The organism is Flavobacterium beibuense (genome assembly GCF_004151245.1).
In the GTDB taxonomy this organism is placed as follows: Bacteria; Bacteroidota; Bacteroidia; order Flavobacteriales; family Flavobacteriaceae; genus Flavobacterium; species Flavobacterium beibuense_A.
In genome coordinates this window covers 315,609-331,650 of sequence record NZ_JUIW01000001.1, presented here as the reverse complement: position 1 = coordinate 331,650, position 16,042 = coordinate 315,609, and the positions used below count along the sequence as shown (strand labels likewise).

19 protein-coding genes and 1 tRNA gene are annotated in these 16,042 nt (G+C 36.1%); 9 read left to right on the top strand and 11 right to left on the bottom strand.

What is annotated here, in order from left to right:
* The first annotated feature begins 276 nt into the window (after window positions 1-276).
* A complete protein-coding gene (locus NU09_RS01625) occupies window positions 277-579 on the top strand; it encodes a hypothetical protein (protein WP_129749500.1) in 303 nt (100 codons plus the stop codon).
* Window positions 580-707: 128 nt separating this feature from the next.
* A complete protein-coding gene (locus tag NU09_RS01620; protein WP_129749499.1) occupies window positions 708-1,652 on the top strand; it encodes a 1-phosphofructokinase family hexose kinase in 945 nt (314 codons plus the stop codon).
* Between the two features lie 27 nt (window positions 1,653-1,679).
* Here the strand turns inward: NU09_RS01620 and NU09_RS01615 are convergent, their stop codons facing one another.
* The gene (locus NU09_RS01615; RefSeq protein ID WP_129749498.1) at window positions 1,680-1,982 is read right to left on the bottom strand and encodes a hypothetical protein; all 303 of its coding nucleotides are present in this window, start codon (window positions 1,980-1,982) and stop codon (window positions 1,680-1,682) included.
* Window positions 1,983-2,172: 190 nt separating this feature from the next.
* Between NU09_RS01615 and NU09_RS01610 the strand changes: the two genes are divergently transcribed.
* Window positions 2,173-2,421, top strand: a complete 249-nt coding sequence (locus tag NU09_RS01610) for a hypothetical protein (RefSeq protein ID WP_129749497.1) — start codon at window positions 2,173-2,175, stop codon at window positions 2,419-2,421.
* 104 nt (window positions 2,422-2,525) lie between these two features.
* On the opposite strand, the gene NU09_RS01605 is transcribed toward NU09_RS01610, so the two are convergent.
* Complete coding sequence (locus tag NU09_RS01605; RefSeq protein WP_129749496.1) at window positions 2,526-5,594, bottom strand: T9SS type A sorting domain-containing protein; 3,069 nt, start codon at window positions 5,592-5,594, stop codon at window positions 2,526-2,528.
* 387 nt (window positions 5,595-5,981) lie between these two features.
* A tRNA-Met gene (locus tag NU09_RS01600) sits at window positions 5,982-6,055 on the bottom strand.
* A 150-nt stretch (window positions 6,056-6,205) separates the two neighbouring features.
* On the opposite strand from NU09_RS01600, the gene NU09_RS01595 reads away from it, so the two are divergent.
* Window positions 6,206-6,598: an START-like domain-containing protein gene (locus tag NU09_RS01595; RefSeq protein ID WP_129749495.1), complete on the top strand. Its 393-nt coding sequence runs from the start codon at window positions 6,206-6,208 to the stop codon at window positions 6,596-6,598.
* A 52-nt stretch (window positions 6,599-6,650) separates the two neighbouring features.
* Complete coding sequence (locus NU09_RS01590) at window positions 6,651-7,490, top strand: aminotransferase class IV (protein ID WP_129749494.1); 840 nt, start codon at window positions 6,651-6,653, stop codon at window positions 7,488-7,490.
* Here NU09_RS01590 and NU09_RS01585 read toward each other — a convergent pair.
* From NU09_RS01585 to NU09_RS01565, 5 genes are all read right to left on the bottom strand, one after another.
* Window positions 7,487-8,047 carry a YqgE/AlgH family protein gene (locus NU09_RS01585; RefSeq protein WP_129749493.1) on the bottom strand — a complete coding sequence of 187 codons (561 nt, stop codon included), beginning with the start codon at window positions 8,045-8,047 and terminating at the stop codon, window positions 7,487-7,489. The two genes, NU09_RS01590 and NU09_RS01585, sit on opposite strands and share 4 nt — an antisense overlap.
* A gap of 119 nt (window positions 8,048-8,166) precedes the next feature.
* A complete protein-coding gene (locus NU09_RS01580; protein ID WP_129749492.1) occupies window positions 8,167-8,442 on the bottom strand; it encodes an HU family DNA-binding protein in 276 nt (91 codons plus the stop codon).
* Between the two features lie 189 nt (window positions 8,443-8,631).
* A complete protein-coding gene (gene fmt, locus NU09_RS01575) occupies window positions 8,632-9,579 on the bottom strand; it encodes a methionyl-tRNA formyltransferase (protein WP_129749491.1) in 948 nt (315 codons plus the stop codon).
* Window positions 9,579-11,471 carry an ATP-dependent DNA helicase RecQ gene (locus NU09_RS01570; RefSeq protein ID WP_129749490.1) on the bottom strand — a complete coding sequence of 631 codons (1,893 nt, stop codon included), beginning with the start codon at window positions 11,469-11,471 and terminating at the stop codon, window positions 9,579-9,581. The genes fmt and NU09_RS01570 overlap by 1 nt, the downstream gene beginning before the upstream one ends.
* Window positions 11,472-11,478: 7 nt before the next feature.
* The gene (locus tag NU09_RS01565) at window positions 11,479-12,015 is read right to left on the bottom strand and encodes an AAA family ATPase (RefSeq protein ID WP_129749489.1); all 537 of its coding nucleotides are present in this window, start codon (window positions 12,013-12,015) and stop codon (window positions 11,479-11,481) included.
* A gap of 164 nt (window positions 12,016-12,179) precedes the next feature.
* Here NU09_RS01565 and NU09_RS17035 point away from each other — a divergent pair, with 164 nt between their 5' ends.
* A complete protein-coding gene (locus tag NU09_RS17035) occupies window positions 12,180-12,347 on the top strand; it encodes a hypothetical protein (RefSeq protein WP_165357634.1) in 168 nt (55 codons plus the stop codon).
* Between the two features lie 86 nt (window positions 12,348-12,433).
* Here NU09_RS17035 and NU09_RS01560 read toward each other — a convergent pair whose 3' ends face one another.
* The gene (locus NU09_RS01560) at window positions 12,434-13,249 is read right to left on the bottom strand and encodes an SRPBCC family protein (RefSeq protein WP_129749488.1); all 816 of its coding nucleotides are present in this window, start codon (window positions 13,247-13,249) and stop codon (window positions 12,434-12,436) included.
* A gap of 170 nt (window positions 13,250-13,419) precedes the next feature.
* Window positions 13,420-13,644 carry a hypothetical protein gene (locus tag NU09_RS01555; RefSeq protein WP_129749487.1) on the bottom strand — a complete coding sequence of 75 codons (225 nt, stop codon included), beginning with the start codon at window positions 13,642-13,644 and terminating at the stop codon, window positions 13,420-13,422.
* A gap of 156 nt (window positions 13,645-13,800) precedes the next feature.
* Between NU09_RS01555 and NU09_RS01550 the strand changes: the two genes are divergently transcribed.
* Complete coding sequence (locus tag NU09_RS01550; protein ID WP_129749486.1) at window positions 13,801-14,259, top strand: NUDIX hydrolase; 459 nt, start codon at window positions 13,801-13,803, stop codon at window positions 14,257-14,259.
* 3 nt (window positions 14,260-14,262) lie between these two features.
* On the opposite strand, the gene NU09_RS01545 is transcribed toward NU09_RS01550, so the two are convergent.
* The gene (locus NU09_RS01545) at window positions 14,263-15,084 is read right to left on the bottom strand and encodes a hypothetical protein (RefSeq protein WP_129749485.1); all 822 of its coding nucleotides are present in this window, start codon (window positions 15,082-15,084) and stop codon (window positions 14,263-14,265) included.
* Window positions 15,085-15,373: 289 nt separating this feature from the next.
* Here NU09_RS01545 and NU09_RS01540 point away from each other — a divergent pair, with 289 nt between their 5' ends.
* Together NU09_RS01540 and NU09_RS01535 are read left to right on the top strand one after the other, a co-directional pair.
* Window positions 15,374-15,607: a hypothetical protein gene (locus NU09_RS01540; protein ID WP_129749484.1), complete on the top strand. Its 234-nt coding sequence runs from the start codon at window positions 15,374-15,376 to the stop codon at window positions 15,605-15,607.
* A 180-nt stretch (window positions 15,608-15,787) separates the two neighbouring features.
* Window positions 15,788-16,018 carry a hypothetical protein gene (locus tag NU09_RS01535; RefSeq protein WP_129749483.1) on the top strand — a complete coding sequence of 77 codons (231 nt, stop codon included), beginning with the start codon at window positions 15,788-15,790 and terminating at the stop codon, window positions 16,016-16,018.
* The last annotated feature ends 24 nt before the right edge of the window (window positions 16,019-16,042 follow it).

Below are 16,042 nucleotides of genomic sequence, written 5' to 3'. Positions count from 1 at the left end.
GGTTATCTATAGACTTGTTTAACAGGAACAGTAACCCTAACATTTTGCCTTGTGACATCTAGACGATATACAGTTTACCAAAATCGGTTAAAGTCAGTAATAGCTGAATAAATCCAACTTCAGGGCGGCTACACTATAATAAATTATTTTTTCTAATGCAAAAAAGTAGGATTATTAATAAAAGATTAACAAAATTTTAATATTTTTACGTCGTATTTTTATGTGTATTAACCGATTAGTCCCCCAAAGGCTAAGCATTAAAAATAATTGTAGCCTATGAAGCTGAAAGACCTTAAAGCATGGATTAACCAGCTTTCAGACGAAGAGCTGGAAAAAGATTTGCTGTATAATTCGATGGATTATGGCATCTCAGGTCACGTTAAGGAAATTAGCAAAAACGATGCAAATTTGTATTACGTGGGTGATGAGCCTGTACTACTTCACACTAAAGAGGAGCTTAAACAACGTGGTTTTACCGATAAGCAAATCTCAAAATTTGATGTAGAAATCCCTAAAGACTGCTATTATATCGAGCTAAGCAACGAGTATAGCATATTGGAGCGCTTTTTACAGCCTTAATCTTTCCCTCACACACACTCACCCCACACACCTTCCACTTGCTTTATTAATTTTTACTTTTTTGCATACGTGCAAAACCAATCATTTTGGTAAATTAGCTTTTATCTAAATAATAAGCCTAAACCTTAATGAAAGTACTTACTATTACACTAAATCCCACTGTAGATAAAAGCAGTGAAGTAGCCAATATTAAACCGGAAAAAAAACTACGCTGCGCACCTCCTAAATATGAACCGGGAGGCGGAGGTATTAATGTTTCACGCGGACTCGTAAGGCTTGGTATAAACTCCACAGCTTTATTCACGTCGGGTGGGCGCACCGGCAAACTCCTTGAAGAATTACTGTTAAAAGAAAAAGTAGACATACTACCTGTAAACACACAGGGAGAAACTCGTGAAAATTTCACTATCGTAGATACTGTAAGTAACGAACAGTACCGTTTTGGTATGCCTGGCGAAGTTGTAAGCAATGAAGAGGTCAATAAAATAATAGACACTATCAGCAATTTCTCGCCTTTTCCCGAAATAGTTGTTATAAGCGGAAGCCTTCCTCCGGAGATGGATGCTGCCGTACTTAAACAAATTACGGCCATTGCCAAACAGAAAAAAGCTAAAGTGGTAGCCGATACATCGGGCGATGCACTTACTGCAATACTGGAAGAAGGTGTTTACCTGCTAAAACCAAATCTTGGCGAATTAAGTCGTCTTACAGGAATAGAAACATTAGACAACGAAGCGGCTGACGAAGCGGCTAAAAAACTTATAAAAGAAGGGAAGGCTCAAATGATAGTGGTATCTATGGGTCCGCAGGGAGCGTATCTGGTAACTGCTAATAGTTGCCTGCATATACCCGCCCCTTCTGTAAAAAAACTGAGTACAGTAGGCGCCGGAGACAGCATGGTTGCCGGAATGGTATCTATACTTGCAAAAAACGGATCAGCAACACAAATGGCCTGTATGGGTGTTGCCTGCGGCACGGCAGCGACCATGAACCCCGGCACTGGCTTGTTTAATGTAAACGATGCAGAACGTCTTTACAACTGGCTAATTGATAAAGCTGTTACAGTAAAATAAAAAAAGGCACTCAATGAGTGCCTTTTTTTATTCCTTTTCTATATTGTAAATAAACTCCAGCGGATATCGGTTAAGATATTTCTCTAAAAGCCGCCCCTGTTTAAAACTGAGTTTCCAGCTCACATTATTAGTTAACAAATCGCACCATAGTTCAACAAAAAAATTGTCTATGGCATATAGCAGTTTTTTCACTTTACCTTCAATACAGGCATCAACTAAAACACCTTTATCCCAAAGTATATTATACTGCTTTTCATCACTTAATTGTTTGTACTCATTCAGCTTCATATCCGTTATAAAATTACAAAATTCTTTTACACAACTTTTCATTTTACATATACTTTAATACAAACGTAATGCATATTTACATTATTACCCTTTATAATCAAGTTAGTTTTTATCATTCTGTTAACTAATTAGTTACAATATAAATTTTAAGCATTAATTAGCATATGGTTGGCTAAAATTATGATTTATAAGAGCGAAATTGCAGTATACAAATCAATAAAAAATAAACAGTATGAAACTAGTATTGCTGATACCAACGGTTGTGCTGATGGCAATTTCAGGATACAACCTTTCTGTAGAATTTACCAAAACAGGAGAAGCCAACTATCTTATCTTTAAAGCCGTTCACCTAACAGTATTACTTATAAGTGTTTTATGTACTGCTGCCATAATACGCTCCATGTTTAAAATAAAGTACGTGGAGGTACCGGAAACTAATGACAACAAAAATTACAACGAGCTGGAACTACAGCATTCGTAATACGATAAAAGCCCTGTATGCAATTTAACCAATTAGTATTATAGGGCTTTAAAAAACAAAAGGGCGCTTAATAGCGCCCTTTTTATACTATATATTATTAGAAATTACTTTCTTACAATTTTAGTAGAGTGAGATTTCCCTTCCTCTCCATATACCTGAAGGATATATGTACCCTGCGGCAGAGAAGAAACATTTAGCTCTGTATTGTTACCGTTCACAGCAACATCCATTACTTTTTGACCTAATAGGTTGGTAATAGTTATTTGAGAAACAAACTCTTTACTTGTAATAGTTAGCATACTTTCTACCGGGTTAGGATAAACCTGCAACCCTGCAGCAGCAAAATCATTTACACCAAGAAGTATAGCAACCTCAACTTCAAGAGGCTCACTTTCACAACCCTCAACAGTTTGTGTAACATAGTAAACCGTATCATCCATTAGTTCATCCCCCGGCTCTACAGCTACCATCTCGCCTTCTACCATCACATAGTAATTCAAAGTACCGTTTCCGGCAGCAGTAACCTCTAGAGATTCCACAACAGAACCTTCAGCAAAAGATTGGTTTTCATCTCCTGTAGGAGCATCTGGCACAGCATTAACAAACACATGAGTATCGTTTGCAGCACTTACACATCCTGCAATTATCTGTCTTGCAAAATAAGTTCCGGGCTCAAGTTCAGTGCCTTCAGCAATTGGCTCTTCAGCATCTTCTGTAGCATACCATTGTACCTGAGCACCAGGAAGAGCAACTGAGAATAATTCATCAACAGTTACACTACCACAAAAATATTGATTAGTTTCAGTTCCGGGAGCAGCAATCTCGTTAAAGTCTACAACAACCTCAACCCTTTCACTTTCTCCACAACCATACTGTTCAAAAGAAACAAAATATGATCCCGGCTGAATTAGTGTTGATTCATTTAACGGGTTTGGAGCATCGGCAGTAGCATACCAGTGTAGCATACCTTCACCTTCTGCAAGAGCCATTAAATCACCCACCGTTGCACCTTCACAAAGAGATTGACTGGCAGATGTTGTTGGCACAGGCACTTCTGTAAAAGTAATTTGTACTTCTACCCTGTCACTATCTCCACAATTTTCAGGAGCCTGAGCTACAAAATAAGTACCTTCCTGTAACACTGTAGTTCCATTAAGAACAAAAGGAGAATCAGCAGTAGCATACCAATGGATAGCTGCACCTTCATCACCCTCAGCAACAAGATCAGCAACTGTTGCTCCCTGGCAAACTTCCTGATCTTCTACAGTTGGAAGAGGAACATCTGTAAATACCACCTCAACCTCAACTCTCGGGCTACGGCAACCTGTTTTTTGCTGACATACAAAATACGAACCTTCAGTAAGAGGGGTATTTGTACCCACTGGGTTTGGAGCATCAGCAGTTAAGAACCACAAAAGAACACCGCCTGTTTCAGCCTGAGCTGTTAAATCCGCAATAAGAGATCCCGGACAAACTGTTTGCTCAGCATCTGCAGTTGGAGGGTTTACAGAGTTCACTGTCACAGCTACTTCTGTTCTGTCACTCTCACAAGTTCCTATATATTGAGAAACATAATAAGTACCATCTTCCTCGATAAGAGTTTCAGGATCCAAAGGCTCAGTAGCATCTTCAGTAGCATACCAGTAGAACTCAGTATTACCAGCTCCCTCTACCATTAAATCTGAAACTGTAAAACCAATACCTCCACATGCTATCTGATCATCAGCTTCTGGTGCAGGCAAATCACACACGAATGGCTCATAAGTAACCGTAATTTCAAATGTACCATTAACTACAGCTGTGTAAAATACACCGCAATCTTCATTAGGACCCCAAGTTCTCATCGCTCTTAATTGAAACTGAACAACACCAGTTAATCCATTAGCAATTGATAGTCCAGTACGGTTATATGTTACAAGTCCTCCCAGAAAATCAGCAGGACCGCCAACAGCTACAGAAGGCTCTGCATTACCAGAGGTAACACAATAAAGTATAGAACGCTGTTCTGACTTATAAGCATTATTTTGCGAGAACATATTATAAGACACATCAACAGATGCCACCTGATACCCATCAGGCACTGTTACTGATAATGGAACAGGACAACTTGAAATAGTTGTAGGTGTAGGATCTCCCTGCAAAGATGTACTAGCATCACCTAAGCTATAAGTAGCCGTAATTTGTCCGGGAGTAACGGTAGTCATTACCCAGTTACCTAAATCATCCGTTCCACAATTAGATCTCACCCATACATAATATGTAGTACCAGCTGTTAAATCTTCAAATGTAACCGAGTTAACAGTATTAGCTACGTTAGTAACCTCAGTAGTTTCTGTAGGAGGAGTGTTTGTTGCAGACATGTAATAATCATATCCTCCAGAAGGCACTACCGGTGCAGGAGACCATGATACTGTACCGCTATCCGGCGTAGAAGAAGAAGTAAGATTAGTTGGAGCCGGACAAGAAGGAATAGCATCTGCAGTAAAAGCCATAATGTTTACAACACTGGCAGCAGTAGATGTTTTAGTTACCTGAACACTTTCAATAAGCTTACCCTGATTTGCAGCATCAATATTTACTGTTAACTGATAAAGTCTTGGGTTTCCTGTTGGAGTTTCAATAGCATTAGTAGCAATACTAACCCTACCAAAACCAGATACAGCTACCGGTTGTAATGTACTGTTAAACCAGTCCGGCAGTATTAAACCTGTAGAAACTTGCGAAGTCGCATCAGTAAAATTAACTGTTACTGATATTGTTGACTGTCCACTTCCTGAGGTACCAAGTAAATAAAGCTTACTAGCCATTACCTGATTAGAAAAAACTGCTGTTAAACTGGTAGAAGAAGTAGGAATACGCATAGAGTTGTTACCGCTAAATGGAGCAAACTGATAGCTTAATCCTGCAGTAGCAGCTGAATTCACTAAACCTGTAGCTGGCAAAGCTCCTGAATATGATGCATTACTTGGCGAAACAAAGTCAGTACTTAAAAAGGCAAAACTGTCGTTGTCAACCTGAATACTGGTAGATGAAGAAGCACTACCAGCACCATTTGCAACCACGTCTGCATTATAGCCCGATGTTACGGTAAGAGGCACGTACTCCTGAGCAGCCGCAGATAGCGACATTAAAGGAACCAGCGCACAAAGAAAACGAGGTAATTTTAACTTCATAGAAAAAAAATTTAGTTGATAATTAATTAGCGTAATTTATGTTTAAGCCATAAAAATACTGGCCTTTTAACAAATATAACCAGTTTAATCTGTTAAAAGTTGTAAGAATTATACGTTTGTTAATTAAATAACAAAGTTGTAATAACCTGTTATTTTTTTATGTTTTTTTTTAGAAATAACACGAAAAAAGCTCTTTAGCAAGGAGTTAAATATGTAAGATTTTAATAAGCGAAAAATTTTAAATGAAAAGCAAGTAAAAAGAAGGATAAAAAGTAAAAAAACAAGAATCGTTTTTAAGAATTAAAATCGCTTTAAACTAAAAAACCACAGAGGTATAAAAACAAAAAAAGCTGCAAGAGTTTTTCTTACAGCTTTTTACAAATTTTGTAGCGAAGACGGGAGTTGAACCCGTGACCTCAGGGTTATGAATCCTGCGCTCTAACCGACTGAGCTACCTCGCCATTTATTCTCGGTTATTACATCCTTGAATGCGGGTGCAAATATATAACTAAATTTAAAGGTTGCAAATATATTTTGCAGAAAAAAAATTATTTTTCAAATCGCTTTTATATGAATAGTAATTATTATATATTTCCAAAAAATAACTAAGTATGGACGTAAAAGTAAAATATGAAATAGAATTCCCCCTAACCTCTTCACCCCAACTGTTATACCAATATATATCTACCCCTTCAGGTCTTTCAGAGTGGTTTGCAGACAATGTAAACTCAAGAGGAGAAGTTTTTAGTTTTATTTGGAACGACAGTGAGGAAAAAGCAAGGATGACTTCTAAGAAAAATGGTGAAAAAGTTAAGTTTCGCTGGTTAGATGACGACAATAACGATACCGACTATTATTTTGAAATGCGCATACTTGTGGATGAAATCACGAAAGACGTTTCCTTAGTTGTTGTTGATTTTGCTGACGAAGACGATGTTGACGAGTCTAAACAGTTGTGGGAAAATCAAATTTCCGACCTTAAACATGTTATCGGTTCCGTTTAGGAATTCATTCATATAAAAGCTATATTTGCCCTGAATTTTCAGGGCTTTTTTTATGATTAACTATAACGGTAACCTTACAGATAACACAAACCTTTCATTAGAACAAAACAGAGGCTTTTTATATGGCGACGCTGTTTTTGAAACACTAAAAGTAATAGACGGAAAAATTCTTTTTCCCGAAGATCATTACTTCAGGTTAATGGCATCAATGAGGATTATCAGAATGGAAATCCCTATGCATTTCACTATGGAATACATGGAAGAACAGGTTAAAATCCTTACCGAAAACTTAGGAATATCAGCTTCTGCCCGCGCAAGGGTAATTTTCTTCAGGAAACCGGGCGGATTATATCTCCCAACAACAAATGATGCCGAATTTATAATTACTGCTGAAGCAATAGCCGAGCCTCTTTACTCTTTAAATGAAGACACTTATGAAGTAGATCTGTTTAAAGATTTTTACGTTACCAAGCAGCTTTTGTCTACCCTGAAAACCACCAACAAAATGATTCAGATAACAGGAAGCATTTTTGCCCACGAAAATGGACTTAACAACTGCCTGCTTATAAATGATGACAAAAACGTAATTGAAGCTTTACAGGGCAATGTTTTTATGCTTAAAGGAAACAAACTAGTCACCCCACCTATAACAGATGGCTGTTTAAACGGCATAATGAGAAAACAAATACTTTCTATTGCCCGAAAAACTGAAGCACTTGAAGTTTCTGAAGAAAGCATATCTCCTTTTGACCTTCAAAAGGCCGACGAGATATTTATTACAAATGTGATAAAAGGAATTCAGCCGATAACAAAATATCGCAAAAAGGAATACGGAAACACTCTGGCTTCCGAACTGATAAAAAAATTAAATGTTTTAATAAGACTCGGCTAGTTAAGCGCCGGATTTTCAGGCGAGTTAGACCAAATCAGATACTCTCCTCCTAATTCCATGATTTTTTCTTTCCAGAAAGAAGTACTGGACTTACCTATGATTTTGTTTTCATAACTGTTCTCAGAAACAATCCATGAATTATCTTCAAGTTCATCCTCCAACTGATGAGCCGCCCAACCTGTATATCCTAAAAAGAAGCGGATATTATTACGCTTAATTTTACCCTGATTAATTAAATCTTTGGTAGATTTAAAATCACCTCCCCAGTAAATTCCACTGGAAATTTCTATACTCTCCGGTATAAGCTCTGGAACATTATGAATAAAATACAAATTATCCTGTTCTACAGGCCCGCCATTATATATTTTAAACTTACCATGAATTTCAGGAATAAGATCCTGTATCGAATAACCTAAAGGTTTATTAAGGATGAAGCCTATAGAACCTTCTGCATTATGATCGGCTAGTAAAACTACAGATCTGTTAAAAGACAGATCTCCAATGGAGGAAGGCTCTGCAATCAGCAGGTGACCTTTTTTGGGTTTTAGTGAAATCATAGTCTTTGCATTTTGAAATAAATTTAAAGAAAAAATTACCTACATCCAAAACAATTTATAAAAGTTTAAAAGAAAAAGCCCCCAAATATGGAGGCTTTTATACTATATGCAAACTGATATTACTTATTTACAGATCCATCAAGCTCAGCCCCTGGCTTAAATTTAACCACGTTTTTAGCAGCAATTTTAATTGTTTTACCTGTTTGAGGGTTTCTACCTTCTCTAGCAGCTCTTTTAGACACTGACCAAGATCCGAATCCTACAAGTGATACTCTTCCTCCTTTTTGTAATGTAGTGCCTACGTTACCAACAAAAGATTCTAAAGCTTTTTTTGCTGCACCTTTAGAGATTCCTGCATCTGCAGCCATTGCGTCGATTAATTCTGATTTGTTCATAATAATTGTTATTAATTGTTTGGTTAAAATTATTGTTTTTCTAATCCTGTACTACAAATTTAATAGGAAAATCAAATTACACAAGTGTTTATAGGTTAATTCCGTTTATTTGTTGATAACTTCGGTTTAAATGTTAATAAACTTGTTTGTTTTATTAAAATTTTCTTAAAATATCAGTGTTTATTGGGGTTACAGAACCTTAGCAGCGTCAGAAAACTGCATACCGTTAAGCAATTCCTGAGCTGTCATTTTTTTCTTTCCGGGAAACTGAAGACTTTTTATATGTAGATAACCATCAGTCACAGCAACTTTTATCTCTTTTTTACCCGCAATTATGCTTGCTGCAGTCTCATTTGGCTTTGTTTCTTCAAACACGGTTTCATAAATCTTCACATTCCACTCCTCTCCATTATCTTTTACAAAGCACCATGCAGCCGGATACGGACTAAGCCCTCTTACCAGATTATGTATTTCCCTACCCGGTTTAGACCAGTCTATTTTACAATTATCCTTATTAAGTTTATAAGCCGTTTTTATATCTTCTGTTTCCTTTTGAATTGTAGTTTCCGCACGACCTGTCTCTATAAGCTTTAAAGTCTTTAAAACAGTACCTTGCCCCAGCTCCATTAATCTATCATGAAGCTCACCTGCTGTTTCATTATCATCAATAGATGTTTCCTCTCTTAATATCATGGCGCCGGTATCAATCTTTTCATCTATAAAAAAGGTAGTAACTCCGGTTCTCACCTCTCCGTTAATGACTGCCCAGTTTATAGGAGCTGCCCCCCTATATTGAGGTAACAATGAAGCATGCAGATTAAACGTACCCAGTTTAGGCATTTTCCACACTGCCTCCGGCAACATTCTAAAAGCTACAACCACCTGAAGATTTGCCTCCAGCGATTTAAGCTCCTCTAAAAAAGATTCGTCTTTTAAATTGATCGGTTGTAAAAGTGGTAGTCCTTTCTCCAGTGCATATTCCTTAACAGCAGAGAATTTTACCTTTTGACCTCTTCCGGCAGGTTTATCGGGTGCAGTAATAACACCTGCTATGTCATAATTATTCTGATATATGGTATCGAGTATCCCTACAGCAAATTCCGGCGTACCCATAAACACGATCTTCAGTCTTTCCATCACTTTAATATATATTGATTATTGGTATTTATCTTAATCCTGTCGTTTTCTAAAAGGATCTGTACTGCAAAAATAGTCTCCTTTGGCGTAAGTTCCAGCTTTTCCTCTATATCTCTTGACGACATAGCTCCCTTTTCAAGTAACTCTAAAATTGCAGTAGCCGTTTCAGCCGGCTCCTTAGCTTTTCTAACCTTATTTATACACCAGGAACATATCCCGCAGTCCTTATCAGACTCTTCATCAAAATAGTTTAATATCAGCCTGCTTTTACAGGTTTCGGTATCATTTATATAACTAATAACCCGGTCAAGCTGCGTAGTTTTAATATCATTCTGTCTCTCTAAAAACTTAGCAACCCTATTGATGGTTAAATCATCCTCTCTAACCTCATTAAAAGTAAGCCTGCTGTCGTTACCCAAACTATGATACGATATAACCTCTTTATCACTCAGCCTTTTTAAAACCTGTTGTAGTTCCTCCAGAGTGGTTTTGGCTTTCCTTATAATCAAATCGGCATTAAGATTTGTCTCCATATCAAATATTCCGGGATAATTCCTTAATATGGCAAGAATAACTTCCTCATCATTTTGGTTAAGGCTAACATACCTCATCACCTCTTTACTGGATATAAGAAACTGGATAGTGATTTTTTCCGAAAACTCTTTTGTCATGGTAATAATACCTTGCCTGTCTAAAAACTGCAAAGCATTGTACGCTTTTACAACCGGAAGATTATACTGCCTGCAAAAAACATTAAAATTAAAGGCAAAGCTTTGATTTATACCTTCACCATAAGCTATCTGCAAATAGTTATTAAGTCTTATATATACGTCTTTTAAAAAATGCCTGTCAGGCAGCACTTCTAAAAACTGCTTTTTACCTATCTGCGCATCAGATGCATTTACAAGTAAAACCGCAAATGCCTTTGTGCCATCACGCCCAGACCTGCCAGCTTCCTGATAATAACTCTCCATATTTTCGGGAAGTTGTATATGTATTACCGTTTTAACGTCCGGTTTATCTATGCCCATACCAAAAGCATTGGTAGCCACCATAACCTGAGCCTGATTGCTTAACCACAGCTTCATATTCTTTTCCTTCTCTACTGATGTAAGCCCCCCATGATAAAAAGTAGCCTTAAAGCCTAACGACTCCAACTGTCTTGACACATCATGGCATGATTTTCTGTTTCGCACATATACTATGGAAGATTGCGGATTTTTAGTAAGAATCTGCTGCATCCTGTGTAGTTTGTCTTCTGTTTCAAAAACCATATAAGCAAGATTTTCCCTTGTAAACGATTTTACAAAAACAGCAGGACTATCAAGTTGCAGGTGTTTAATAATATCTTCCCTCACCCTTTTTGTAGCCGAAGCGGTTAAAGCCAGAAAAGGAACTTTAGGCAGATAGTTTTTTAGGGAAGATATCTTTAAATAAGCCGGCCTGAAATCGTGCCCCCATTGCGATACACAATGTGCCTCATCTACAGCAACAAGATTTATAGGTAGTTCCTTTAATCTGTCCAATATCCAGTCGGCCTGAAGTCTTTCCGGCGAGAGATATAAGAACTTATAGTTACCAAAACGGCAATTATCCAGCAAATCACTTATTTCATCAACAGATATGCCTCCTGTAAGCGCAATAGCTTTAATCCCTTTTTGCTGAAGATTAGCAACCTGATCTTTCATTAATGCTACCAAAGGGGAAATTACAAGACAAATGCCTTCTTTTAACATAGCAGGCACCTGAAAGCACACCGACTTACCTCCACCGGTTGGCATAATGGTAAGTGTATCTTTTCCCTGTAAAACAGATTGTATTATTTGTTCCTGTGGTTCCCTAAAACTATCGTGTTTCCAATAGTTTTTTAAAATATCTAGGGGTTGCTGCATACTCAAATTAAGAAAGATGCCCTAAGATAAAAAGAATTCTGTTATCAACCGTATCTTTTGGCACTTCAATTAAATTATAACCATAATTTGTATAGGTTTCCACTAAATGATCGGCTATTAACTTAGCCTGTTCCCAGTTTTCATAACGTTCTTCATCTGGAGAGTAAATTTCTTCCCAGGGTGGCAAAAAGAAAATCTTAGTATAGCGATATTCCTTGCAGGCATCATCAAAAGCTACAGGATATGAATCTCCTATATAATGCATATAAGCCAGCACATCGGGTATTCCCCTGTCTAAAAAAACTATCCGTGACTCTTCCTGTAAAGCATCTGCGTGTTGTTTTTTCCTGCCCTCAAGTAAAAGTTCACTAAAAAGCAATGGTTTTTCTAAAAAAAGCTGTTCTATACCCTGTATTCTAGCTTCAAGCGTTACCTCGCGAGAAACTTCAGGGTAACAGATATGTCCTTTTTTAATAAGCTCATCTATTATAGAAGTCTTGCCGGAGCCCGGCCCACCTATTATAACAACAATTTCTTTTTTCAAAATGTAATATTAAAGCACAAAATTAGTTAAACCCAATCGAATAACGAAACATGGCATACTATTTGGATTTTACAAATAAATAATTATTTTTAAGGCAATGTTAAATGATTTTCATTAAAATTTAGCATGTATTAAATTTATCCACGTAATAAACGAATAATGCTATGAAAAACACACCTAACTACAACGGAAACACTTTAGCCCGTAAAAAGAAATATAACTTTCACTTAGCTTTCAAAAAGAAAGATAATATTATAAGATATATTGAAATTGCTGTTGGGGCTATCATTGCTGCAATGGTTGCAGCCGGAATTTTTGGAATTATTAAATAAGGCATACAGCCAATTAAAAAAATAAAAACTCCTCTTTAAAAAAGAGGAGTTTTTTTGTGCCCAAAGGCACTACTAAAAAGGAATCTTTATTCCTGCGGTATAGGCGCGTTACCGGACTCCATGTAACTTTTAAAGCCCTCTATATCATTAAATACGATATTTTCAAACATCGGATTAAGTAATTTAGCTACACCGGCACCCGGCATACCTAGCGGCGCATGATAAGAAATAGTAACATCTATTTCTGTACTCGCCCCATTATCTTTAAACTTCACTTTACCAGAATTATTAATTGTTGCACCCGGCAGCGATTGCCAGCTCAACACCTTATTCGGTTCATCCATCAATATCTCTGCATTCCATTTAATTGAACCTAGACCTCCGGGTATATTTGCTTTCCATTCAGAAACGTTTTCGCTTACTTCAGTCACACTTTCCAAATGTTTCATAAACAACGGAAGGTTTTCTAAAGTACGCCACGCACTGTAAACCTCATGTGCAGGCTTATCAACTGTTAAGTTAGCAGTGATAGAAATATTATTACTTTTAAGCATTTTACTCCCTTTCAGGGCATCATAAGCAGGGCAATAACCACTTACTCCTCTAAAAAGCATAGTCCCCGCAGCCATACTCTCTAATACCTTGCTGTCATCATTCTTTTTCAATGCGCGGTATAACAGGTAAGAACCTGCAGCTATCATAAGTAACCTTTCTGTAGTACCTACATTTACCCTTAATCCCGGTATAATACTTTTCTTCCCATGAAGGTATTCATCTGCCTCTTTAGGATTGGATACTGCCGCATAACGATTAGGATCTGTTCCTGAAGGATCATATTTTGAAAAATTCTGCTTTTTACTATCTGTAGCCGTAGCTTTCGGCTGTATTACATTGGCTTCCATAATTTTGCTTTTTTTTAGGTTAATTACTTAGTATAAAGTTATTTAATAACTAACCTCCTAACAGCCAATGATATGATAAAGTATTCTTAAGGATGTTATAAATTGATAAAACAAAAAAGAGCTGCCTTTATTAAGGCAGCTCTTTTCTCGTTTTTAGCTTTACTGATGTACTATGCTAAATTAATCTCAAGTACATCAATTTCGTTTTCTTTCACCTCATTATTGTTATCGGCAATAATATTTACTCCCGCAACACGTAATGATTTAACTTTCTTTTTTCCGGCATTAACCAATTTTTCAAAGTTAGAAGGATGAAGCATAAGCATCACATTTCCTTTTAAAGCATTGGCCAGAATAAATCTTTTGATGGTAGCAAGGTCGATGTTCTTTTTCATGGGGTAAATTGTTGTTGGTTAATGTTGCAAATATCAATGTTTTTTCCTTAAAATTTTGATAATAAAGTGATAATAAATGTTTAAATTTTCTTAAAAACATTAACATTACTACGAAATGCTTATTTTTATCTATTAACTGCACATTTTTAGAAAAAAATGAAAATTAGTTACGGAATCCTGTTATTCAGGAATATAAATAACAACATCGAATATTTCCTGGTTCATCCGGGAGGTCCTTATTTTAAAAATAAAAATGAAGGTTGGTGGACCATACCAAAAGGAGAAAGCCTCCCAAATGAAATTCCTCTTACTACCGCTACTAGAGAATTTGAAGAAGAAACAGGATATACACCTATTCCTCCTTTTATCGAACTACTACCCATAATTCAAAAAGGAGGCAAAAAAGTATTTTGTTGGGCTGCTAAAGGAGATTTAGATCCTTATGTTATCAAGAGTAATACATTTACCCTCGAATGGCCGCCAAAATCCGGAAAACATACAGTATTCCCTGAAATTGACCGTGCAGGATGGTTTAGCTTCGAAGAAGCCAAAAACCTTATCAATGAAAAGCAGATACCTTTACTGGAGCAACTGAATAATATTATTAAAGAATAAGCTCTATTCATTATTTGGCTTCATGGCCTTTTCCCAGGTTGATCTGTCAATTACCCTAAGTTCGTTTTTAATACAGTCCCAAACCGAAACATATTTTGTAGAAAGCACATAATGATTTTCCCAGTTTGTATACGGGCTGTAAAGCATTAAGGTACATATATCGGTCGCAGTTATAATATCTCCCGATTCATCATTATGGCTATGCAGTGAACTGATTTGATTTGGGTCATTACTATAGTTAAGAGGTATAATGCTACTGTGAAGCTTTTTAACCGACTGTACAGTATCATCTTCATTAAAAGTAATAAGGTAGTCATTACCAAAAATCACAACATTACTGGATTGCGGCCCTGTAAAAAAATAAACCATCTTTTTACCTTTGTATATAATTGGTACCGGATTAAAGTTTGTACCATTATAAAACTCAAACACCTCATTGGTTTGCAGCTCTTCCATTGCTTTTTTCCTAATGATATAAAGGCTTTTTTCGTAAGAGGAAAGATCTCTTGCCACACTATCAATTTTAACTGCTCCCGGTAAATAGGTATCATCAAATGAAAAAGATAAAATTACCTGTGGCACTGTGTCCCTATTATAGAATACATTAATATTCCTGTTATTTTCGGTATAAGAAAAATAGCCGCCTACAACTTTTGTCTTAGCTTTAAAGCGTTCCATTAGTAAATCGGTTCCATGCCATGAAGCTTTTTCCGATTTATAAAGAAGTTTACCCTGCTCTAAAACCTCTTCTTTATTTTGAGAATATCCTGTAAATGAAATAAAAACAATTGATAAAAGTAATTGTAGTTTAAAGCGCAAAATCATGAATATTTATATATTAATTGAATATGCAACTTTACTTAAATTTATTTAGAGAAAGATATTTTTTATTTAAAAAATGAATTCTAAAATAGCTTTTTAACAAGAAAGAACATAATATCACACATTGTCAGTATTTTAACAACATCTCTAAACGGCAATTTTATTAACTTTTTTATAACAATATTTTACCTACATCGTTTTTTAATTTGTTAAAGTTTAAATTTTTAACAGTTTTCCCTTAGGTTGATTCATCAGAATATCTATTTTTATGAAAACTTAAATAACCAAGCTTATGGAGAAAATTACTTATGACGCTATGCGTGAATTTATTATTGAAAACGAATTAACTGATAGTGTATCAATTGTGCTACACCCTGACAGTTTTGATGAATTGGTGCTGGATTACCTGGATTTTAATGATAATCAAATTGAGCGCCCGTTTGAAATTTTAGGCATTGAAATCCTTCAGGATAACAATGGTAATATACCTAAAAGCAAAATTCACATTTTAGATGCAGTTCAATAAAAATTCATCTTGCTAACCAAAATCACAAAAAATCCGGTCATAAGGCCGGATTTTTTTGTTTACATCACAATCTTATAACTATTATAGTAAAATAGCATAACACACATTATAGGAATAAAGTTGCAAATTGCAGTACAATTAACCTCCCCAATAAATACCTGATTACCAAATAACGTAAACATGCAAAATGGTAAAATAAATTTTGCCGGAATCAGGGACTTCATACTCGAAAACGAGTTAACAGACAGTATTGCTATTGTCCTTCACCCCGATAGTTTTGATACACTGGCTATGGATTATATATCTATACACGGTTTTATAGAACGCCCTTTTGAAATTTTAGGAATAGAAATAGTGGAAGACACAACAGGTCTTGTAACCCGAAACAGCATTCAGACCATAGAGGTATAAAAAAGCCTCTTTAAAAAGAGGCTT